Source organism: Actinomadura physcomitrii (genome assembly GCF_008923205.2).
Taxonomy (GTDB): Bacteria; Actinomycetota; Actinomycetes; order Streptosporangiales; family Streptosporangiaceae; genus Spirillospora; species Spirillospora physcomitrii.
The window spans coordinates 1-20,152 of sequence record NZ_WBMS02000073.1; the positions used below are offsets into that span (position 1 = coordinate 1).

Genomic DNA, 20,152 nt, shown 5'->3' on the forward strand with positions numbered 1-20,152 from the left:
TGATCACAGAGCAGCCGTCTTCACGTCCGGCGTTCCGGTCACAAGACCACATCAACCGGCCCGGATTCCCCGCTTCCCTCAGGCCTGCCTATACGCCCAGCTCAGGCCGCGAAATGCGGCTGCCGTACTACTGCCATGCAGATGTCCCTGGCGCCGGCTCGTCGGCAGCGACCCAAATAGGCCGGGCGAAACGGGCATCGGTTGTTAATCGTCCAGGATGGCGCATTATTCGCTCGACTTGACGGCGGCCGGCAAGCGGAGCGTCGATTGGATCGCTCCGGCCCTGCCGCACGCCTGCCGTTCCCGTGGGGCGTTGGCAGGCCGAGCATCGGATACCGCAAGGAAGGCAAGGAAAGGGGACAACGAGTGGCGGCAAGGAGCTGGGGCCTGTGCCCGGCAGGCGAATGGCTGTGGGGGCCGGAACCGATGCGGTGGCGGCGCGTCTTCTCCGGCAGGGCGGACCAGGTGACCGCGGCACGGCTGTTCGCGGCGTCGCTGTTCGCCGGTACGGGACGGGAGGAAGATGTCGCGGTCGTGGTGGCCGAGCTGGCCAGCAACGCGGTCCGACATTCACGCTCGGGTGCCGAGGGAGGCTGGTTCGGACTGGAGGTGACGCTCCAGGACCTGTCCTACATCGCGATCACCGACCTGGGCGGGGGCTGCGTCCCTGCGATCCGTTCGGAACAGCCCGGATGTGAGCCGCAGGTGAACGGGCGCGGGCTGCTGGTGGTGTCCAGCCTGGCGCTGTCGGTCGGAATCCACGGCAGTCCCCCGCTCGGGCACACCGTCTGGGCGGACATGGATCTGCGCAGCGGCTCGCGGACCAATCAGGGAGCCGCGCTGGCGTCATAGGGAGGGCCCAGCCTGTTGGAGCCAGGCTGGCCCCTCGGGGAACAGAGTAGGCAGGTTTCCCTGACGGCGAGGCCCCGTCCGTATATTCGTTGAATCGGATACACGGGCGGGGCCTGATCCCTTTTGTGGTGGTCTCGTGTCATATGCCCTGTGGGGGATCGTCGGGCTCGAGGTCCCGTTCTCCGATGTTCTGTTCATGGTTCTCTTCAGGATCCGTTTCAGGGGCCGGTCTATGACCGGAAGCCCTGGAGGGGTGCGTCCCCGCAGGTGAACGGGCTTTGGTGGCTTCTGTTCGCGGGCCCGACTCGTCACCAGGACGACTCCTGGTAATAGCCCGCGCGTTTGTGGATGTTGAAACCCTGCGCTCCGGTACTCCTGTGTTGCGAGTGCCTCCCGCCCTACGCATCAATGCCATGCATCCCGCCGAAGCCGGCGGGCGCCGTGATCGGCGGCGCCTCGACCTCACGCTTGTGCGCGGTGTCTGAGTCGTGGAGGTGGGGCGTCTGTCGAGGTGAGGTGGCGATTTCCCGTCCGTTCCGGCGCCTTTGCTGAGACGAATTCGATGGAAGGTGGCGAGGTGGCGGCATGGTCGGCGGAGCGTGCGGTTTCGGTGGACGAAATCGGCGTTTGCGGTTCCTTGGGTTTAGGTGCGGGCCGGTCTGAATGGTGACATCGTTCAGCCGTTGAGGTGACTAAAAATGTGGCCGAAGGTGCTTGCCTGTCGTTGCGGTATCGAGAAATGGTCGAGCTCCCGGTAAACGGGAACGGCACCGAATCGCGGTTGTCGGAACGAATGGAATGGGAGTCGAAATGGCCACGAAGAACACCGCCGTCACGGGTGCGAACGGGAACGACGCCAGCGGCGCCAGCGGTGCGGAGGCGCGCGGGGACGGTGCCGCTGATGTGGCGGGCGTGGCGCGTCCGGCGGGCGCGGCTGGGGCCGTGTGGGACGCGCTGACGGGCAACCCGGGCGCGACGGTGGCGAGGATCGCGGGGACGGCGGGTGTCAGCCGTGCGACGGTGGCCCGCACCCTGACCGTCCTCGAGGGTGACGGGCGCGCCGTTCGGACGCCCGGCGGGCGCGACGGCGGAAAGCGCCTGCCTGACACCTGGCACGCCACCGGCACCACCACCGCCAGCGACACTGCGATCGCCACCACAGGCACCGATGAGGCGCCGACCGGTCCCGCTCCGGCCGCGCCCGCCGATGAGCCGGAGGACGCCCCGTCCGGCCCGGTGACCAGCGTCGACGGCACGGGCGCCGGGGAGCCGCACGCCCCCGGCACGGACACGACCGGACCGGACACGACCGGCACCGATGCCGGGAGCAGCGACGGAAACGGTGGCGCAAGCGCTGGGTTGGATCCGGCGGCGGTGGCTGAGGCGCGGGACGCGCTGACGGCGTTGCGGGACGGGATCACGGCGGCGCTGACGGCGCTGGAGGCCGGGGACGGTGACGGCGCGCTGACGGCGGCGGAGGGCGCCTACAGCGGGTCGGGGTTGGTGCGGCGGTTGGTGCGTGCAGCGGTGCGGGGGCCGGTGCGGACGGAGTCGGGCCGGGTGCGGTCGCAGCCGGGGGCGATGCGCGCGAAGGTCGCCGCGCACCTGACCGCACACCCCGGTAGCGAGTTCACGCCGCATGAGGTGGCCAAGGTGATCGGTCATTCGGCGGGCGCGGTGTCCAACGCCTTGGACCGGCTCGCCGAGGCCGGTGAGGCCGAGCTGGTGTGCGAGCGCCCCCGCCGGTTCACCGCCACCACTGCCCGCCGCGCCGCCGCGAGTTGAACGCCTGCGCCGACCCGCCGCGACGGGGCGGGCGCTGTGCCGCCCGTCCTGGCGCACCGCTCACCGACACCATCCCTGGAGGCATGTGATGACCACCGTTCCCACTACGACCCCGGCCAGCGGCGCCGTGCCCACCGCCGCCGCGCCGGGTGCCGTGCCCGCACCTAACAGGGGTCGCCTCGGGCAGGGCGAGCTGCGGCGGCGGGTCGCCGCCGTGCTGGTCGACCGTCCGCAGAACCTGTTTTCGCCGGGTGAGATCGCCAAGGATCTGGGCCGGTCGGCGGGCGCGGTGGCCAACGCTCTGGACACACTGACCGACCGGGGGCAGGCCGAGCGGGTATCGGGGCGTCCGCGCCGCTACCGCGCCACCGCAACCACTGGTGACGCCACCAAGGGGGGCAGCGCGGGTACCCGGGCGGTGCGCCGCACGCCACCGGCCGCGCCTGCGCCCGCCGCCCCGCCGTCCGGCACCACCGCCCCGGCTACCGCCACCGGATCGGCGAGCGGGAAGACGGCGTCGCAGTACGGGCGGGGCCCGGTGGTGCGTCCGAACGGTCAGACCTACCACCCGCGCCGGTTGGCGGACCTGCCGGACGTTGCGGCGTTGCGCCGGTTGCGTGAGGCGTCGATCGCCGCGCTGCTGTACGGGCCGCCCGGAACCGGGAAGACGTCCCTGGTCGAGGCAGCCTTCCCGGATCTGATCACAGTCGCGGGGGACGGGGACACCGCCGTCGCCGATTTCATCGGCGAGTACACCCAGGCACCCGGCGGCGGCTACGAGTTCGTTTACGGGCCTCTGGTGACCGCGATGACAGAGGGCCGCTGTCTGTTCATCGACGACGCCACCCTCATCTCACCGAAGGTGCTGGCGGTGGTGTACCCGGCGATGGACGGGCGCCGCCAGATCACCGTCAAAGCCCACAAAGGCGAGACCATCACCGCAGCCGAAGGCTTCTACGTGATCGCCGGACACAACCCCGGCGTACACGGTGCCGTCCTCACCGAAGCCCTCGCATCGCGTTTCTCAGCGCAGATCCAGGTGTCCACCGATTACGACCTCGCCGCCACGCTGAATATCGACAAGCGCGCGGTCCGCGTCGCCCGCAACCTCGCCCGCCGCCAGGCTTCCGGCGAGATCGGATGGGCGCCGCAGCTACGCGAGCTGATCGCCTTCCAGAAGATGACCAAGGTACTCGGGGCCGAGGCGGCGGTCGCCAACCTGCTCGGGATCGCGCCCGAAGAAGACCGCGACGCCGTGGCCGAAGTCATCAGTTCGGTCTATGGAAGCGCCGTCGCTCCACTTTCCCTCGGCCGACAGATCTAACGCCAGCACCACCTGCACACCGACACCGGGCCCGACTGAGGGCCGCCACGACCTACCGGGGGAACCAGCCATGACCGCGCACATAGTCAGCACCAAACCCGCCAACACATCCCCAACCGGCCCGACCACGGGCGCCGCGCCCGTCACCGGGCCGGGCGCCGCCGTCCCGGCGCCCGCCGCGCCCGTGTCTGCGCCGGTGGTGGGTGCAGGGTTGCGTGGGGAGTGGCTGCCGCTGTCGGCGGCGTTCACCGACGCCGTCGCCGACCTCACCGACCGCCAGGACCTCACCGTGCGGTGCGCGCCCGGCTTGGGGCAGGGGTCGCCGGGGTGTTTCATGCCCGCGCTGGCCACCATCGAATTGGACGGCACCCACCTGCGCCTGCGGCCCGAGACGTGCGACCCGACTCGCCCCGCCGACCGCTACCGGTATCCGGTGCTGTGGGGCGTGCTGGTGCACGAGGCAGCGCACGCCACCCACACCGGTTGGATGCCACCGATCGGCGCGCCTGCCGCCGCGATCGACGCCGCCATGGCGCTGGAGGAATCGCGGATCGAGGCCGCGCAGATCCGCCGCCGTCCCGCCGACCGGCCCTGGCTGCGTGCCACCGCCAGCACCCTCGTCCTCCCCAGCTTCTTCACCCCCACCGCCGCCCCGGCCACCGCGCCCGGTCATAGCGCGCCCGGTAGTGGCGGGTCCGGCAGCGCGGCGGGTGGCGGTGGTGCCGGGCCGGGGGCCGGTAGCGCCGGGGCGGCGGTGTCGACGCCGGGTGCCGCGATGACGCCCTGGAACGCGGGATACGCCGCCGCGCTGCTGCTGGCCCGCGCCGATGCCGGAATCCTCGCCCCGGCTGAGACCGCGTCCCTGCGCGAGGTGGTGGTCGGGGTGCTGGGTGAGTCGCGGCTGAGTGCGCTGTCGGCCCTGTGGCACATCGCCCACACCACCTCCGACACCGACGGCGAGGCGATGCTGGAGCTGGGGCGGCGGTGGTGCCGGATCATCGGCACCCCGCCCGAAATGCCCGCCCCTACGCCGCCGCCCGGCACGCCCGGTGCCTCCGGTGACCCCTCACCTCTGGTAAAGGCGATCGGCGAAACCCTGATCGCCGTGCACGCCGACCCCGGCACCCCCGCCATGGCCCCCGGCACCCCAGGCGGACCGGTCACCTCCGCCGACCCTGGACAGGAACGAAAGCAGGAGAAACGAGCCCGCCAAGACGCCGAACGCGCGGCGCGCGGGGTATTCGGGTCCAGCACCGCCACCACCACCCGGCACGGTCCGACCGCGATCACCGGCACCCGGGCACCGGAACCGGCCGAGCAGGCCGCCGCCCGTCGGTTGGCGCGGCAGTTGCGGGCCGCCGCGCACCGCGACCGCGTCACCACCATCACCACCTCGGCGACGCCGCCAGGACGCCTCAGCATGCGGGGTGCGCTCGCGGCCGACGCCCAGCGCGCCGCCGGGGTCACCCCCACCGCCGAGCCTTTCACTCGGGCCGTCCGCCGCCATGTGCCCGCGCCGCCGCTGCGCGTCGGGATCGCCTGTGACGTGTCCGGATCCATGAACTCCTTCGCCGCCCCCGTCGCCTCCGCCGCGTGGATCATCGCCTGCGCCGCCGGACACGTCCCCGACGCCGTCTCCGCCAGCGTCATCTTCGGTGCACGGGTCCGGGCCCTCACCCGACCGGGCCAGACACCCGCGCAGGTACCGGTGTTCGCCGCCAATGACCCCCGCGAAGACTTCACCACCGCCGTCGATGCCCTCGACGCCGCCCTGGACCTGTCCCGCCCCGGCGCCGCCCGTCTCCTGGTCGTCGTCTCCGACGGCAAGTTCAAAGATCCCCACCCCACCCTCGGGCAGAAGCGCCTCGACCGGCTCACAGCGTCGGGGTGTGCGGTGCTATGGCTGGCACCCCACGACCGCGCCACCGTCCTGAACGGCGCCCACCGCGTCATCCTGACCGACCCCACCCAGGCCGCCGACACCATAGGCGCCGCCGCCACCCGCGCCCTCCGCAACGCGTAACCCGCCACCATGCCGCCTGGCTCTCACGAGGTTGCCTGGCCCGCCCGACGCGAACGGGTGGGCCAGGTGGACCACGCAACGAGCAGGCCCATCCGCACACTTCGAACCGCGTCCGCAGTCCGAACGCGGCCGGAAGACGCGGCGCGCGGGCCCCGGGCCACGTCCCGCCTTGCCGAGCGGACAACTGTCAAAGTCTCGCCGAGGGTGCGCTCTTCGAGATCGCCCATCTCTTCTCCGCAGGACACCTACCGCTCCCGGGGCGTATCGACCGCCCGCACCGAAAGGACCGATCCGTGAACCGTAACGAGCATGCCGTACCGGCCGAGCCCGCAGCCGCTTGGCTGATCCAGGAGTTGTGCGGCCTCATCGACATCACCGCTGAACTGGACGCCAACCCCCGGGACCGCTACGCGGTCACCGGGAAGCTGATCAAGGCGGCTTACCGAGTGGCCGCCGCAGCCGGACCCGTTCTGGATCGGGACGCCGCGCTCATCACCGCGCTGCGCGACGCTGCCGCCGCCCGGCCTGTCGTGCCGGACGCCTGCCCCGACTGCCACACCATCGACGCCGACCGGTGCGGTCGCCATGCCGTCGGTCCGGATGTCGCAGACACCTACAACGACCTCGGTCGCGCCCTCTACGGCCCCGTCTACGACGAGGTACTCCACTCCACCCAGAGCCTTGAGGGGAGCGATCAAAGGGCTCACCGCCCATGACTCGATGGCAGCACGACGAGCAGCGGGCCCGAGGCCGGCCGGAGGGCAAGGTCAGCCCGAGGCCGAGATCAGCAGGAGCGCGGCTGGTTCTCGGCGCTGATGATCTGTTTGACCTTGCGTCGGTCGAGGCCGTGTTTATCAGCCAGGTACCGCTGTGACAGCGGGTGCCCGGGACCCTTGATGCTCGCCCGGATTTCCGCCAGCACCGCCTGCTCCACGGTCTGCTCCACTGCGGTACGTGACGTGCCAGGCTGCACCAGCATGGTGCACCGGTGAGGGACGGTGCCGTTTCGGGGCCGTATCGCATTGCGGACGAGGGTCATCAACAACTCGAAGGAGCCGATGAGTGCGAGGGCCGGCCAGGCGCTGATCAAGGCTCCGATGACGCCGTGGGCGGCGCCGTGCGCCACGTTGGCGCCGATGGTCGCCACGATGCTCGCTGCCAGGCTCCACCGGGCAAGCGCGGGCACGGGGCGGCTGCGGCGCCCGGCGTCCAGGACCACCATCGACGCGGCCCAGATCAGTCCGTCCACCGTGACCGGGACCAGCCGCGCCGTCAGACCGCCCTCGCCGTGCGAACGGGTGAGCTCCACGATGTGCGTATAAGAGATGGTCGCGGCGACACCGGCGACCGCGATGACGGCGAGGGCGGTAGTGGTCCGGGTGAGGCGATCAGCCCACGCTGTCACGTGTCCGGCCTGCCCATCGTTGCGCGCCGTCCCCTCCTCCTGTCCGTCTTCGCTCATGGGCGGGCTGCGGTGGGTCGGGTGAAGCCGAGGAGGGCGGGGCGGGTGTAGGGCTGGATCTGCACGACGGTGCCGGTGTGGGGTGCGGCGATCATCCTTCCTCCGCCGATGACCAGGCCGACGTGTCCGGGGTTGCTGGCGGAGGTGCCGGGCCCGGAGTTGAAGAACACCAGGTCGCCGGGTTGCTCGTGGCCGTTGGGGATGTGCTGGCCTTGCCGCCATTGGTCGCCGGAGACGCGCGGGACGGTGACCCCGGCGGCGCGGTAGGCGGCGTAGACCAGTCCGGAGCAGTCGAAGGCGTTCGGGCCCGCGGCGCCCCAGACGTAGGGTTTGCCGAGCTGTGCTCGAGCGAACGAGATCGCCGCGGCGGCTGCTTTCTCAGGAGGGACATCCATGAAGGTGCCGGTGCCGGCGCATCCGCTGTCAGCCGAGTCGCCTTCGTGCGAAGCGTAGGCGCGCGACTGGCGCAGCACGAGGTCGACGTACTGGTTGGAGTGGTTGTACTGGAAGAGCGCGGCGCGGATCTTGCCGGGCGCGCCGTTGTGGCGGAGGTAGCGGGAGGCGGTGGGGATCGCATCGGCCGGGTCGTAGATGTCCTCGTGCCCGTCGTGGTTGCCGTCGACGCCGAACGCCTTCCAGGTCGCGGCGAGGAACTGCATGGGTCCTGCGGCGCCGGCGGAGTTGGTGCCGGTGCGGATGCCCGAGCCGGGGCCGCGCCCGTGATCGGACTCGACCTTTCCAACGGCGGCCAGCACGTTCCACCCGATGCCGTATTCACGCGCAGCGCCGCGGTAGAGGGCCAGGTAGGTGGCCGGGATGTCGGTGACGCCACGCCCTGGGGCGGGTTGGCAGGCGATGCTTCCGGCGTCGGAACCGGGGATCATCGCGCCGATCACGCCGCCGAGCACCACGATCAGCCCGAGTACCACCACAGCCGCTCCGATGGCCAGCGGCATCAGAGACTCGCCGCCTCGGAGCCGGAAGCGTCGTCCTGGCGCGGGACGGTTCGCCACAGGCGGGCGAGGTCGCTGAGGCTGCGGCGGTTTCCGGTGTCGCCGGCGGGCTGCCAGACGGGACCGGCGGGCCCTGCGGAAGAGGCGGCGGCAGTGTGGACGGCGGTGGCGACCGGAATCTCGGGTGCGCCGAGGAGTCGGCGCAGGTTGGTCTCGCGCCTGGCAGAGGGGAGCCAGAACAGGACGGGTGTGGTGGTGCCGGTGGCTTCGGCGAGGTCGGCGTAGCCGCCGAGTTTGGCGGTGACGCGGGCGAGGGTCTCGGTGCCGGTGTCGTGCTCGAGGAAGAAGTCGAGGGTGCTTGTTGAGCCGTCGGCGCGGGTTTGGGTCCAGCGGCCGAAGGCGTCCGGGCGGGCGAGGTCACCCCATAGGGCCGCGCAGCGATGCTCCGACCACCACTGTTCCAAAGCGGCGGCGTTACTCGACCCGGCCGCATGAGCGTACAGGGTCACGAAGAAGTCGTTCACACCGATCTGGTGCGAGAGGCGGGACGAGACAGCGATGGCGGTGGCTGCGTCCTGCCGGTATCCGAACGCGCTGAGGTCCTGCCCTTGTTCGATGGCCAGGACGCGCGCGCCGGCGGGGCCGAGAACCCAATGCCAGGGCTTGGAGCCAGTGGGTGTCCAGGGCCGGAATCGCAGGAGGGCGTGGAGTCCGTGCAGTCGGTTGAGGCGCTGCCGGGCCCGTTCGGGGCTCGGGAAGAAGAGGGTGGCGAGCTGGGTCGTGGTCAGGACGCGGTGTTCCCAGACCAGGGTTAGTAGTTGCCGGTCGCGCATCGTCAGCCGGTAAGCGAGGTCGGCGATCATTTCGGAAGTCATCCACGGAGCCCGACCCTGTGCTCCACGCGTGCGTATGGCGATCTCGCGGGCCTTGGTCATGGCAACTCCTTCTCGATCGAGGGGCCGGTGGGAATGCGGTCGCTAGTGCCCGGTTCGTCCGGGGACACCGTGCCGTAGGCGGCTTCCACGTGGATGCCGGGCGTGGTGGGCTGGGCGTCCAGATCTCTCAGCCCGACGTCGGGAATCGACCGTTGGACGTGCTGAGGTGCGAAGCGCTCGCGGGATGTGCGTCGGATGGCCTGCGCCCGCCCTGGGACCGGGTCGGCGAGTGGGCGGGTGCGGAAGGTGAAGGGCGGTGTGGGTGTGTTGCCGTCCATGAGCCGGGCGGCGGCTTGGTAGGCGCCCAGGTGGGACAGGTCGTGTGGTGAGAGCAGAGGTGCGGTGTGGCGGGCGAGGTCGGTGGCGTCTTCGGGTGAGGCGGCGAAGTAGATCTTGTTGCGGGCGTCCGCCGACACTGCCTCCCGCAGGTCCTTGGGGAGCTGGGAGAGGTGTTGGTGGGCGAGGGTGAGGCTGAGGCGGTAGGCGCGGGCTTCGGCAAGGATGTCGCTGATCGAGCCGGGCAGGTTGAGGAAGTTGTGGGCTTCGTCGATGTAGGCGGCGGCGTCCGGGCGGTCGTGCTCGGCTTGGGTGGCGCGAGGTGTGATGGCCTGCCAGGTGTGCGCCAGCAGGAGTGAGCCGAAGAGGCGGACGGCGTCCTCGCCGAGGACGCCTTTGGGTAGGCGGGCGAGGATGAGGCCGCCGGTGGCGAGGGTGGCGGTGAGGTCGACGGTGGACGCGCCGCCCGACAGGGTGTCGCGGATGAAGGGCCGTAGCAGGACGGCGCGGAGTTTGTTCATGACGGGGCTGATCATGGAGGCGCGGGCGGCCGGGGTGAGTTCGTCGTAGGAGGCCCAGAACCCGGCTAGGAGTTCGTCGGTGAGGCGTGCGGTGATGCGAGCGCGGTAGGCGGTGTCGATGAGGAGCTTGGGGATGTCGCCGAGGGTGGCCCGGGTTCCGTTGACCCGAGTGAGGGTGAGGCAGGCCGACCGGAGCAGGTCGTCCAGGCGGGGGCCCCAGGCGGAGGTGAAGCAGCGGCGGAAGGTCGTGACGATCGACTCGGCCGCGAACGCCGGATCACGCCCGGCCAGGACGTTCAGGCATGGCGGACGTCCCGCTGCAGCTGGGTCGAACACCACCGTGTTGCCGATCGCGCGTTCGGGGAGGCGTTGCAGGACGTCGGCGATCAGGTCGCCTTTGGGGTCGATGACCAGGGCACCGCGCCCGGCGGCGGCGTCGGAGAGGATGAGGTTGGCCAGGAAGGTGGACTTGCCGACGCCGGTCTGGCCGAGAACGTGCAGGTGCTGCCTGGCGCCGACGACCGTGAGGCCGACAGGGCGGGGCACGCCGGCGTCGGAGTCGCCGAGGACGCGGACGCCTGGTCCGGAGACGGGGATGGCAGGCGAGGGCGCGATGGGGCGGGCGCCGGCGCGCGCGACGCCGGGCGCGGCCAAGTCGTAGGGCAGGTGCGCGATCGCCGCGAGCTCGGGAACCGAAAGCAGATACCCCCGGTGCAGGCGGCGGTCGGCGAGGCGGGCGGCCGGACTATGGAGTCGGCGGCGGCGTAGGTACTGGTGGCCGGAGGTGAACAGCGCGAACGTCGAGGCGGTTTCGTGGGCGTGCGCCCGAAGCCACCCGGCCTGAACCTGGTCGAGGTGGCGGCTGGCGACGCCGTAACGGATCTGGACTTCGAAGCGCGGCTGGGCAGCCTTGGCGAGGATGGCGCGGACTTGTTCGGCATGTTCGGGGTGCTGGCGGGTGAGCTCGGTCGGGTTGTGGTGTCCGGACATGCCGGGGGTGACGAAGTCGAACAGGTGGCTTTGGGGTGCGGTGGACCGGCCACCGCGGAGCGCGGACGCGGCGCGGTACGCCTTGCCGAGGCGTCGGCCGATGGCCGGACGGGCGAGGATCTGTACCGCCAGGTGTTCGCCTTCAGCCAGCCCGGAGGCGGTGCCGAGCAGCCCGCGCAGCGGGTCGGCGTCGTGGTGGTGGGCCAGCGGGAAGTGCTCGGGGCGGGCCAGGATCAGCCGTCCGCCGGCCGCGTTGTAGCCCTGGTCGACTGGGAGAGGTGGCGTGGCGGGGTGGGTCATGAGGGTGGCGCCGGGCCAGGACGCCTGGATCGTCTTCTCGACTATTCCAGGCGGGATGGTGCCAGGAACCCAGATGCGGAAGCGGACACCGTTGTGGTCGGCCCAGTACTCGAAAGCCAGGTGCGGCTGTCCGTAGAGGAGTCGTTTCCAGGCGGGATTGGTGAGGCCGATGAGGCGGCCCCACCAGGCGGCGGCGCTTGCCGGCTCGACCTTCGGTGGCACCGCAACTTCGATCAGCCGGGCTCCGGGAATGAGCCTGCTGTTGCGCCAGTCCCGCAGGACCCAGCCGAAGGCCGTCCAACCGACGGCGGCGCCCGCGATCCCCGCCGCGATCGCGGGTCCGTATCCGGTGGCCATGTCGATCGCGTGGTCGATGAGCCGGTGCGGGGCGTGCCCGAGGTCCGACAGCAGCCCGTACAGGCCGGAGCCGGTGGTGTCGTCGGTGGAGGCCAGGTGGCTCATGGGGTTCATTGCGGGTCGTTCTCCCTGTCGGTGGCCTCGAGGTGTCGGAGTCGGGTGGCGAGTTCAGCGGGGTCGGTGGTGACGAGTTGGTGTTCGTGTGAGCTGGCGATCGCGCTGAATGCGGCCCGATCGACCCCCGCCCCGGGGGTGGAACCGCACAGCAGTCCCTGGCCCCTGTCGGCGGCCATCAGGAAGGTCTTCTCGCCGTCGGTGAGGTCGAAGGCGTCGGCGATCTGATCGATGGCCTGGGGTGCCTGGCGGAGCAGGATCTGGGTGGCGGAATTGGCGATCACCGCCCGCCCCAGGTCGGTGGAGAGAAGGTCCCCGGCGTCCTGGGTGACGACGGCGAGTCCGGCCCAGTGTTTGCGGGCGGACTTGGCCAGCCGGTACAGGAACCGAGCACCCTCGTCCTCGCGCATGAGCGTCCACGCCTCGTCGACCACCACGAGACGGCGGCGTCGGTCGTCGGGATTGGTGACGGTGCGCCAGATCGCGTCCAGAGCGAGAAGCATCCCGACGGCGCGGACCTCGTCGGGCAGTTCGCGCAGGGAGAAGACGATCAGGTGCCCGGTGGGCCGCGTAGTGGTGGGTCCGGCGAACAAGCCCCGGTACGAGCCGGTCACGAACGGAGCCAGCCGCACCGACAGGTCGGCCGCGGTGCCTGCCTCCGGGGCATGCGACTGGGCGATGGCGTCGAGTTGGTCGGTGAGATCGGTCAGAAGAGGTGCGTGACGTGCCCAGGTGCGGGGGTCGGAGTTGATGCCGCGAGCCCGGTAGGCGCCCAGCACTGCACGGTCCAAGACCGCTCGCGCTTCCGGTGTGAGCGGCTCGGAGAGCATCGCTCCGATGAGCGTCTGCAGGAACAACGCGCGGCGGATCAGGCTGTCCTCGCCCTGCCCCTGCGGAAGGTCGAAAGGATTGAAGCAGACGCCGGGTGCGCCGAGGGAGATGTGGGTGCCGGCGACGTCGTCGCAAAGGCGCCGGTATTCGTCTTCGGGATCGATGACGGAGACATGGACGTCCTGGTAGAGCAGCCTCAGCACTTCCAGCTTGGTGAAGTAGGACTTGCCGGCGCCGGAGCGGGCGAGGGTGACGGAGTTGTAGTTGTCCTGGGCGAACCGGTCCCAGAGCAGCACCCCGGCCGAGTAGGCGTTCAGCCCGTACAGCACCGGTGTCTCGCCCAGCACCGGCTGCAGGTCGGGTGAGGTGAAGGGGAAGGAGGCGGCGAGCGCGGCGGTGTCGAACACCCGCCGCGCTCCGATCGAGTCGGCCGCCAGCGGCAGAGTGGACGTCCAGCCTTGGAGGGCACGGAAGGTGGTGGGCTGGGCGTCAAGAAGCAGTGAGGCGGCCAGTGCCCGGACCCGTTGCACCTCGCCCTCCAGCACGCCCTGGGACGGGGCGTGGACGGTCAGGTACAGGCCGGCGCGGAAGAGACGGCCGTGGCCCCGGGCGAGGGAGGCGGCGAGTTCAGCTGCGTCATCGGCTGCGGCCTCGGCGGCGAAGTCGGCCAGTCGGCCCCTCTGCGCGTCTGCCCGTGACGCCGACTCCAAGCGGGCGAGCTGGCGGCGGAGTCGTTGCGCTGCGACCAGCGGCGGGATCGGCTCGACGTGCAGGGACACATCCAGCCGACCGGGGTAGGTGAGCAGCGGCTCCAGCCAGCCTGCGCCGACTTCGCGCGGGTACCCGGTCACGGCGAACGACGAGCACACCCCGCCGGGCAGCTCCAGCGAGCGGGCGTTCACCCGCACCGCCGACGGGCCAAGGCCGACTCCCAGATCGTCCAGACCATCGCTGGGACCGTCCTGTGCGAGGTCAACGCTGGCGCCATCGGTTCGAGCGGTGAGGCCGAGCGTGCGCGCGAGCGCACCGAGTGAAGGTCGCATCAGGCCTCCTGCCGGTGAGTGATCACGTCGTTTGGGGACGTGCCGTCCACCAGGTGAAGATCTCCGGGGGATAGTGATTCGGTCAGGACGGTGGTGGCGCCTTCGCCGTCCAGGACCGCAGCTGGGACGGCGAGCGCGGCCAGGTTCTGCACGGCTTCTGCGGCGCGGCGCAGCGCGACCGCAGCGGCTGAGTCGCGGCCCACCCGGCGCCGTTCGCGCTGCCGCCACGGCAGGACGGACGCGGGGGCGGAGGCTGGGATGTGGCCGGTGATGACGACGAGCACGTGCCGAATGAGCAAGTCGTGTGCGGCGCCCAGCTCGGTGACGAACGCCGCATGCCCACGGGCGGCCTGCTCCAGTGCCGGGTCGGGGAGTGCTGGTGCGTGCTGGGTGATGTGGTCGGCCAGGCCGGTCAGGTCGATCGGACGGGCTTGGACGAGGATCTGGACGGGGGCGTCCAGGGAGTTGAGCCAGCGGCCGAACACCGCCACCAGCCCGGCCTGCTCGCCTGGGGTGCGGAGTCCGAAAGTGAGGGTGCCGGCGCTGACGATGACGGCGACACCGCCTGAGGCCAGCTCCAGCGCCCCGTCCTGGCGGACGGCGCGGACCGGTAGCCGTAGGGGCTCGGGGAGGCGTCCGCGCATCCTGCACCAGGCCGGCGGCGGCTGCACCGACTCACCGGCGGTGACACGTTCCTTGGGGGCACGCAGGTGGCGGAGCGCGGCCAGGGCGTAGCGGTCCAGGGTCATGCCGTCGTGACGTGCCACCGCTAGCACGAACCCGACGGCCAGGACCGGCACTAGTAGCGCCACCAGTACGGAGAAAGGCACCAGCGGCCCAAGGGTGAGGAAGACCCACAGACAGACGGCGGCGGTACCGGCCAGGATCGCCAGCTGCCGGGTGGTGAGGCCGTAGAGAATCTTGTCGGGCTGGTCGACGTCGGCGGGAATCGACACGATCAACTGCTCATCGGTCCGATTTCTCGTTGGACTCATTGGTGGTCACCCATCCGTTTCATCCGTGGCATGGTCGGCGGTTGCGGGTGCTGTACTCGCGGCGCCGGTGGAGTGGTGAGGGGGTGGAGTATGTGTGCGAGGTCGAGGATGCGCGGCGGGTGGCGATCCGGCAGGAGTGGACTGATCGTGGTCCTGAGCCGGCGGCGGAGCGGTTGTCGGCTGAGTCGTTGACGGCGCTGCGGAACGTGATCGAGGTTCTTGGTTCGCGTTGCGACGGGGCGGGCGAGGCGGAATGATCGGCCGGAACGATCTTCTGGATGGCTGCCCGGGGTGGCCGGGGACGGGACGTGCTGGCCACCGATTCGCCTTGCGCCGATGCGCATGCGGACGAGGCCGTGATGGCGCTGGCCAACATGGTCGAGTCGGCGCTGCGTGGAGTGCTGGGGGGCGGGGCGCAGCGTGGTGAACAGTGCGTTGATCGGGTCGGTGAACGGGGCAGGGAAGATCACCGCGTCGCATCGGGCGCGGAATGCGCTGGTGTATGTGCGGCAGTCGACGTCGGGGCAGTTGCGCCGTCATACCGAGTCGACGGCGCGGCAGTACGGGCTGGCCGGGCAGGCCCGGGCGTTGGGGTGGCCGGAGTCGGCGATTGTGGTGGTGGATGCGGATCTGGGGGTGTCGGGCCGGTACGGGTCGGTGCGCGCTGGGTTCGCCGATCTGGTGTCGCGGGTGTGTCTGGGCGAGGTTGGCGCGATCTTGGGGTTGGAGGTGTCGCGGCTGGCGCGCTCCTCGGCGGAGTTCACCCGGCTGCTGGAGTTGGCCAGGCTGACCGGCACGCTGCTGATCGACACCGACGGGGTCTACGACATCGGCGATGTCAACGACCGGATGCTGCTGGGGCTCAAGGGCACGATGAGCGAGGCCGAGCTCCACCTTTTGGCCGGCCGCCTGCATGGCGCCAAGCTGGCCGCGGCGCAGCGTGGGGATCTGCGGTTCCCGCTGCCGATCGGGTACGTCCTCGACTCCGATGGCCAGTACCTGATCGACCCGGACGAGGAGATCCGGGCCGCGGTGGCCGATGTGTTCACCTGCTTCGCCCAGGCCGGGTCGGCCTACCGGGTGGTGGGCGAGTTCACCGACCGCAAGTTCCCGCTGCGCGCCTACGGCGGCGCGTGGGCGGGGCAGGTGCGGTGGGGCCGGCTCAGCCACGCGCGGGTCTGCGACATCCTGGCCAACCCGTGCTACGCGGGCACCTACGTCTACGGCCGTTCCTACCAGGAGTACAAGGTCACCCCGGACGGTGGGGTGCGGTCCGCGCGCCGATACCGGCCGCGGGAGCAGTGGCCGTTGGTGATCCACGATCACCATGAGGGCTACATCGGCTGGCAGCAGTTCCTGGCCAACGAGGCCAAACTGCAGGCCAACCGCACCCGCAAGGGCGGGCGCCCGGCCAGGGAAGGCCATGCGCTGCTGCAGGGCATCATCGTGTGCGGTGGGTGCGGGATCCGGATGGCGCCCAGCTACCGGGACCAGCGCTACAGCTCGTATCAGTGCGCGGAGGCCCGCCGCGAGGCCAAGGTGACCGCCCGATGCCGGACGATCGCCACCTCGGTCGTCGATGACGCGGTGAGCGAGTTGGTGCTGGCCACGATCAACCCCGGGCAGATCAAGCTTGCGCTGAAGGCCGCTGATGAGGTGGCGCGGCGGCACACCCGCTCGCACCGGGCCGCCGAACTGGCGGCCGAGCGCGCCCAGTACGAGGCCGATCGGGCCGAGCGCGCGTTCATGCAGGTCGAACCGGAGAACCGGCTGGTCGCCCGGACTCTGGAGAAACGGTGGGAGACCAAACTGGCCGCGCTGGTCGAGGCCGAAGCGGCGCTGGCCACCGCCCGCGACGCCAGGCCCGAACTGCCCGAACGGTCCAGTCTGCTCGCCCTGGCCGGTGACCTGCCCGCACTCTGGGCCTCGCCCGACATTGAGTACCGCGACCGCAAACGGCTGCTGCGCACCCTGATCGCCGACGTCACCATCATCCCGACCAGCGAGAAGGACGTGGTGACGATCGGGGTGCGGTGGCAGACCGGCGCCACCGACCAGATCACCGTCGGCCGACCCGGCCCGGGCCGCACCCCGGCCGAGGCGCTGGAGTTCATCGCCGCCCGCTCGGCCACCACCCGGGACGCCGCGTTGGCCGCCCAGCTCAACGCCGCCGGCCTCACCACCGGGCGCGGTCGTCCTTTCGACGCCGCGGCCGTCCACCGGGCCCGCAACGCGGCCGGGCTCCGCGCCCCTTGGAGCGCGAGCGCCTGCCACGACGGGGAAATCACTATCGCCGAGTTGTCCGCCAAGCTGGGCATCACCCGCTCGGCCGTCTACGACTGGATCAAGGCGGGCAAGCTGGAGGCCCACCAGACACCCGCCGGCCGCTGGCACATCATCTGGGACCAGGCCGTCGAGGCCCGCTGCCGGGACATGATCGCCGCATCCGTGCGTCTTGGCCGCAGGCACCGATCTGCCCACAGCGCCTGCGACGGCGAGATCACGGCCCCCGACCTCGGTGCACGGCTCGGCGTCAACACCACCGTGGTTCTGGACTGGGTCCACGCCGGCAAGCTCGCCGCTCACCAAACGGCGGCCGGTCGATGGCACGTCGTCTGGGACGAGGCGGTCGAGGCGCGCTGCCGGGACATGATCGCCTCGTCGGTCCGTCTCGCTCCCAAGGAACGCGGCGGTGCAGGAGCCTGCGATGGCGAGTTGTCCATCCGGCAACTCACCATCCGGCTCGGCATCGGCCGGGGAACGGTCCTGGCCTGGATCCATGCCGGCAAGCTCGCTGCTCACCAGACCGCCGTGGGCTACTGGCGCATCCCCTTCGACGAGTCCGTCGAGGCCCGCTGCCGTGAGTGGATCGCCGCATCGCCCCGTCTGGCACGTCGGCAACGAACCCAACAAACAAGCGAAGGAGGGGCAGTATGAAGCGTCCGTCGGAATCCTCACACTCATCGGCGGCTGGTCGTAACTCTGGCGGCGGCTGCTCATTGGCCCCTCCTGGTCTTCGGCGGATCGATCCACAGGGTCAGCTGGCGGCGCGGAACGGGCCGTTTGGGCATGTCGGGCAGCATCAACTGCCGGGACCGCACCCGCGCTCGCCCGCCCGGCGCCACTGGACTGCCGGGCATGGCCGTCCGGTGCACGCGGGTCACGGGGACCGGCAAGGCCAGTTGCGTCGACCGACGCCCCGTGGTGCTCTTACCGGCCGGGATCGGAAGCGTCAGCTGCATCGGATGGCGAGGGAATCGCCCGTCGCGGTCGGGCTCGGGCGGTGGGCCTGGTGGCATCGGGATCGCTCCAGAAGGCATCGGAGTCGCACCGGCGGGTAGCGCGGGCGGCGGATCAGAAGGGCTGGGCAGTTCCATCGGCGGGCGGAGTGCACCCGGTCCCTCCAGTGCCAGGCGGGACGGGCTGGGGAGCGCCGTCAGCCGCCCCAAGTGCTGCCGAGGAGGCGGCGGCGGAGGGGGAGAAGGAGGCGGCGGCGGATGCCAGAACTTGCGGGGAGCAGGAACGCGGCGGCGCGTCAGGGCCCCGAGACCGCGGTAGAGGATGAGGCTTTTCACCAGGCCGGTCAGGGCGCTGGGCTGGGCGGCGCGCCAGATGGTGCGGGCGACCCAGGACGGGACGCGGACCATGATCCACAGCAGGCACAACGCCAGCAGTAGATCGATCCCGGTCCCCGAGGCGATCCCGGGAAAGTGGTTGCCCGAGTTGTCGCCGGGGTGCTTGATGTCGGAGAACAGCAGCCGGAACGCGGTCGCCAGGATCAGCGCCTGGCAAATCCCGATGGCCAGTACCCCGCTGATGCTGCGCCACCACAACCGGGCCAGCCCGTCGGTGATCGGAAGGGCGTGGAACATCAACGCCACCGGCGCCGCCGCGATCAAGACCATGGTGAGGGCGATCCGGATGATGTAGATGAACGCCACGCACAGAGCCAGGACCACCACGCCCAGCCCGATGAAGATCGTGAACGGCTGATTGGGGATCAGACTGGCGACCAGGTAGGCGGCGAGCGCCTTGGCGACCCGGCCCGGATCGATCGCCTCGGCGCCGGCGGACAGGAAGGCATCCGACAGCCCGTTGGCGAAGGTGATCGCGTACCCGATCAGCAGGAGGCTGAGGTTGGAGGCCGTGAAGGCACCCACCAATCGCGCCACCAACTGTCCGGGCGTCAGTTCGCCGCCGGGCAGTGACCGCCCGGCCATCAGCAGGACCCCGCCCGCGGTTATGAGGAGCACGTAGCAGGTGTTGGCGATGGTCTGCGACACGCCCCACAGATCTCTGGCGCGTGCCATGTCCGCGGAGTCGGTGGGCGGTGTGCCCAACACGGTCTGTGCCAGCAGGTGGAAGATCGGCTTGGCCGCGCCGGTCACCAGATCGGCGAACCAGCCGTTCACCGCCTGCTTGGCCATGCACCCCATGTCCATGAACCCGCACTCCGTGCCGCCCCCATCGCCGGTCGGGTCCTGGCCGTGCGGAGATCCCGGATTCGGTGAGGACCCCGACGCCGGTGAAGGAGCCGGACCCGCAGGTCGGTCCGGGATCGGAGCCTTCGACGGACCGCTGGGCGGCAGGACAGGCTGGGAAGGCGGCTGCGGGGTAGGCGGCGGCGTCGCGTTGGTGGGAGCCGGAGAGTTCGGTGCCGAAGTCTGTGGTGCGTCCGGTGACGGGTTCGCCACCGGGCGCGGCGCGGGGTCACGGGCTCCGAAAGCCGGCCCGGCGTCCACGCACACGACCGCAACTGCGACCAGCACGATCAGCAGCGCTGCCGTGACTGGGGAGGCCATGGACCTGCGTGCGGGCGCGGGCGATACTGCGGTGGTGGTCACGAGGGCGCGCCGACGATGCTCTGCAGCATCTTGACCAGCAGCGGCGCCAGGATCGCGACCGAGTAACCGATCGCGGCGTACCGCAGCGTCTTCTTGGCCGCCTCGACCTCACCGGGGTCGCCTGCGGCCAGCATGTAGCGGACCCCGCCGATCGTGGCGAACAACGTCGCCAACCCCACCAGCAAGCCCACGATCACATTCCGCAGATTGGTGATCACCTCACCCAGCGACGCGGCGGCGGTGAGATGGGTGCTGGCATCGGCGACGCCGGGCACCAGCGGCGCGGTCATCACGCACCCGGCCGTCCACACCAGTGACGCGGCCACCAGCCTCCGAGACGGCCGGAGTCTCCGCCCGGTGCCGCTCGAAGCGGGCGACCGGGCGGCCAAGAAGCGGCCCTGGATGAGGTGCCGCAGGCGGCGAGTGATCGTTTTCGGGGCTCTGCGGGTGTGCATGGCAGCGTCTCCGGACGGGTCGGGAACGGATTTCGGCTGCCAGCCAGGACCACCGGGAGCGGCGCGGCACTGGACTGCGGGTGTCCCTCCTC

The 20,152-nt window shown here is 70.8% G+C and carries 15 protein-coding genes; 7 read left to right on the forward strand and 8 right to left on the reverse strand.

All coding sequences use genetic code 11. The features are described from left to right. The first annotated feature begins 366 nt into the window (after nt 1–366). From F8568_RS45050 to F8568_RS45070, 5 genes are all read left to right on the forward strand, one after another. On the forward strand, nt 367–852 hold the full coding sequence (locus tag F8568_RS45050) for an ATP-binding protein (RefSeq protein WP_151600310.1): 486 nt from the start codon (nt 367–369) through the stop codon (nt 850–852). 810 nt (nt 853–1,662) lie between these two features. After that, nucleotides 1,663–2,637, forward strand: coding sequence for a MarR family transcriptional regulator (locus F8568_RS45055; protein WP_160574009.1), 975 nt, complete (start codon nt 1,663–1,665; stop codon nt 2,635–2,637). A gap of 88 nt (nt 2,638–2,725) precedes the next feature. Continuing rightward, nucleotides 2,726–3,961 carry an AAA family ATPase gene (locus F8568_RS45060; protein WP_151600314.1) on the forward strand — a complete coding sequence of 412 codons (1,236 nt, stop codon included), beginning with the start codon at nt 2,726–2,728 and terminating at the stop codon, nt 3,959–3,961. 70 nt (nt 3,962–4,031) lie between these two features. Then, complete coding sequence (locus tag F8568_RS45065) at nt 4,032–5,984, forward strand: VWA domain-containing protein (RefSeq protein ID WP_151600316.1); 1,953 nt, start codon at nt 4,032–4,034, stop codon at nt 5,982–5,984. A 293-nt stretch (nt 5,985–6,277) separates the two neighbouring features. Further along, on the forward strand, nt 6,278–6,700 hold the full coding sequence (locus F8568_RS45070) for a hypothetical protein (protein ID WP_151600318.1): 423 nt from the start codon (nt 6,278–6,280) through the stop codon (nt 6,698–6,700). Nucleotides 6,701–6,768: 68 nt separating this feature from the next. Here the strand turns inward: F8568_RS45070 and F8568_RS45075 are convergent, their stop codons facing one another. The 6 genes from F8568_RS45075 to F8568_RS45100 are packed head-to-tail and all read right to left on the reverse strand — an operon-like array spanning nt 6,769 to nt 14,722. Continuing rightward, entirely contained in the window at nt 6,769–7,446 is a 678-nt protein-coding gene (locus F8568_RS45075) for a DUF2637 domain-containing protein (RefSeq protein WP_151600319.1), read from the reverse strand. After that, nucleotides 7,443–8,402, reverse strand: a complete 960-nt coding sequence (locus F8568_RS45080) for a C40 family peptidase (RefSeq protein WP_151600322.1) — start codon at nt 8,400–8,402, stop codon at nt 7,443–7,445. The genes F8568_RS45075 and F8568_RS45080 overlap by 4 nt, the downstream gene beginning before the upstream one ends. After that, nucleotides 8,402–9,334 (reverse strand): replication-relaxation family protein, encoded by a 933-nt coding sequence (locus F8568_RS45085; RefSeq protein ID WP_151600324.1) that lies wholly within the window; start codon nt 9,332–9,334, stop codon nt 8,402–8,404. Before F8568_RS45085 ends, F8568_RS45080 begins: the two co-directional genes overlap by 1 nt. Then, nucleotides 9,331–11,892 carry a helicase HerA domain-containing protein gene (locus tag F8568_RS45090; RefSeq protein ID WP_151600325.1) on the reverse strand — a complete coding sequence of 854 codons (2,562 nt, stop codon included), beginning with the start codon at nt 11,890–11,892 and terminating at the stop codon, nt 9,331–9,333. The genes F8568_RS45085 and F8568_RS45090 overlap by 4 nt, the downstream gene beginning before the upstream one ends. Continuing rightward, nucleotides 11,889–13,766 carry a VirB4 family type IV secretion system protein gene (locus F8568_RS45095; protein WP_151600327.1) on the reverse strand — a complete coding sequence of 626 codons (1,878 nt, stop codon included), beginning with the start codon at nt 13,764–13,766 and terminating at the stop codon, nt 11,889–11,891. Before F8568_RS45095 ends, F8568_RS45090 begins: the two co-directional genes overlap by 4 nt. Further along, nucleotides 13,766–14,722, reverse strand: a complete 957-nt coding sequence (locus F8568_RS45100) for a PrgI family protein (RefSeq protein WP_160574010.1) — start codon at nt 14,720–14,722, stop codon at nt 13,766–13,768. The genes F8568_RS45095 and F8568_RS45100 overlap by 1 nt, the downstream gene beginning before the upstream one ends. Before the next feature lie 41 nt (nt 14,723–14,763). On the opposite strand from F8568_RS45100, the gene F8568_RS45105 reads away from it, so the two are divergent. Both F8568_RS45105 and F8568_RS45110 read left to right on the forward strand, forming a co-directional pair. Beyond that, nucleotides 14,764–15,018, forward strand: a complete 255-nt coding sequence (locus F8568_RS45105) for a DUF5372 family protein (protein ID WP_151600330.1) — start codon at nt 14,764–14,766, stop codon at nt 15,016–15,018. A 163-nt stretch (nt 15,019–15,181) separates the two neighbouring features. Further along, nucleotides 15,182–17,698: a helix-turn-helix domain-containing protein gene (locus tag F8568_RS45110; protein WP_202126123.1), complete on the forward strand. Its 2,517-nt coding sequence runs from the start codon at nt 15,182–15,184 to the stop codon at nt 17,696–17,698. 59 nt (nt 17,699–17,757) lie between these two features. Here F8568_RS45110 and F8568_RS45115 read toward each other — a convergent pair whose 3' ends face one another. Together F8568_RS45115 and F8568_RS45120 are read right to left on the reverse strand one after the other, a co-directional pair. Beyond that, nucleotides 17,758–19,188, reverse strand: a complete 1,431-nt coding sequence (locus tag F8568_RS45115) for a hypothetical protein (protein ID WP_151600331.1) — start codon at nt 19,186–19,188, stop codon at nt 17,758–17,760. A 413-nt stretch (nt 19,189–19,601) separates the two neighbouring features. After that, nucleotides 19,602–19,931, reverse strand: coding sequence for a pilin (locus tag F8568_RS45120; protein ID WP_202126124.1), 330 nt, complete (start codon nt 19,929–19,931; stop codon nt 19,602–19,604). Between the last annotated feature and the right edge of the window lie 221 nt (nt 19,932–20,152).

Bases quoted from the DNA above. Each gene is read 5' to 3' on its own strand.
- F8568_RS45055 (WP_160574009.1), top strand. From the start codon at position 1,663: ATGGCCACGAAGAACACCGCCGTCACGGGTGCGAACGGGAACGACGCC.
- F8568_RS45060 (WP_151600314.1), top strand. From the start codon at position 2,726: ATGACCACCGTTCCCACTACGACCCCGGCCAGCGGCGCCGTGCCCACC.
- F8568_RS45065 (WP_151600316.1), top strand. From the start codon at position 4,032: ATGACCGCGCACATAGTCAGCACCAAACCCGCCAACACATCCCCAACC.
- F8568_RS45075 (WP_151600319.1), bottom strand. From the start codon at position 7,446: ATGAGCGAAGACGGACAGGAGGAGGGGACGGCGCGCAACGATGGGCAG.
- F8568_RS45080 (WP_151600322.1), bottom strand. From the start codon at position 8,402: ATGCCGCTGGCCATCGGAGCGGCTGTGGTGGTACTCGGGCTGATCGTG.
- F8568_RS45085 (WP_151600324.1), bottom strand. From the start codon at position 9,334: ATGACCAAGGCCCGCGAGATCGCCATACGCACGCGTGGAGCACAGGGT.
- F8568_RS45090 (WP_151600325.1), bottom strand. From the start codon at position 11,892: ATGAACCCCATGAGCCACCTGGCCTCCACCGACGACACCACCGGCTCC.
- F8568_RS45095 (WP_151600327.1), bottom strand. From the start codon at position 13,766: ATGCGACCTTCACTCGGTGCGCTCGCGCGCACGCTCGGCCTCACCGCT.
- F8568_RS45115 (WP_151600331.1), bottom strand. From the start codon at position 19,188: ATGGCCAAGCAGGCGGTGAACGGCTGGTTCGCCGATCTGGTGACCGGC.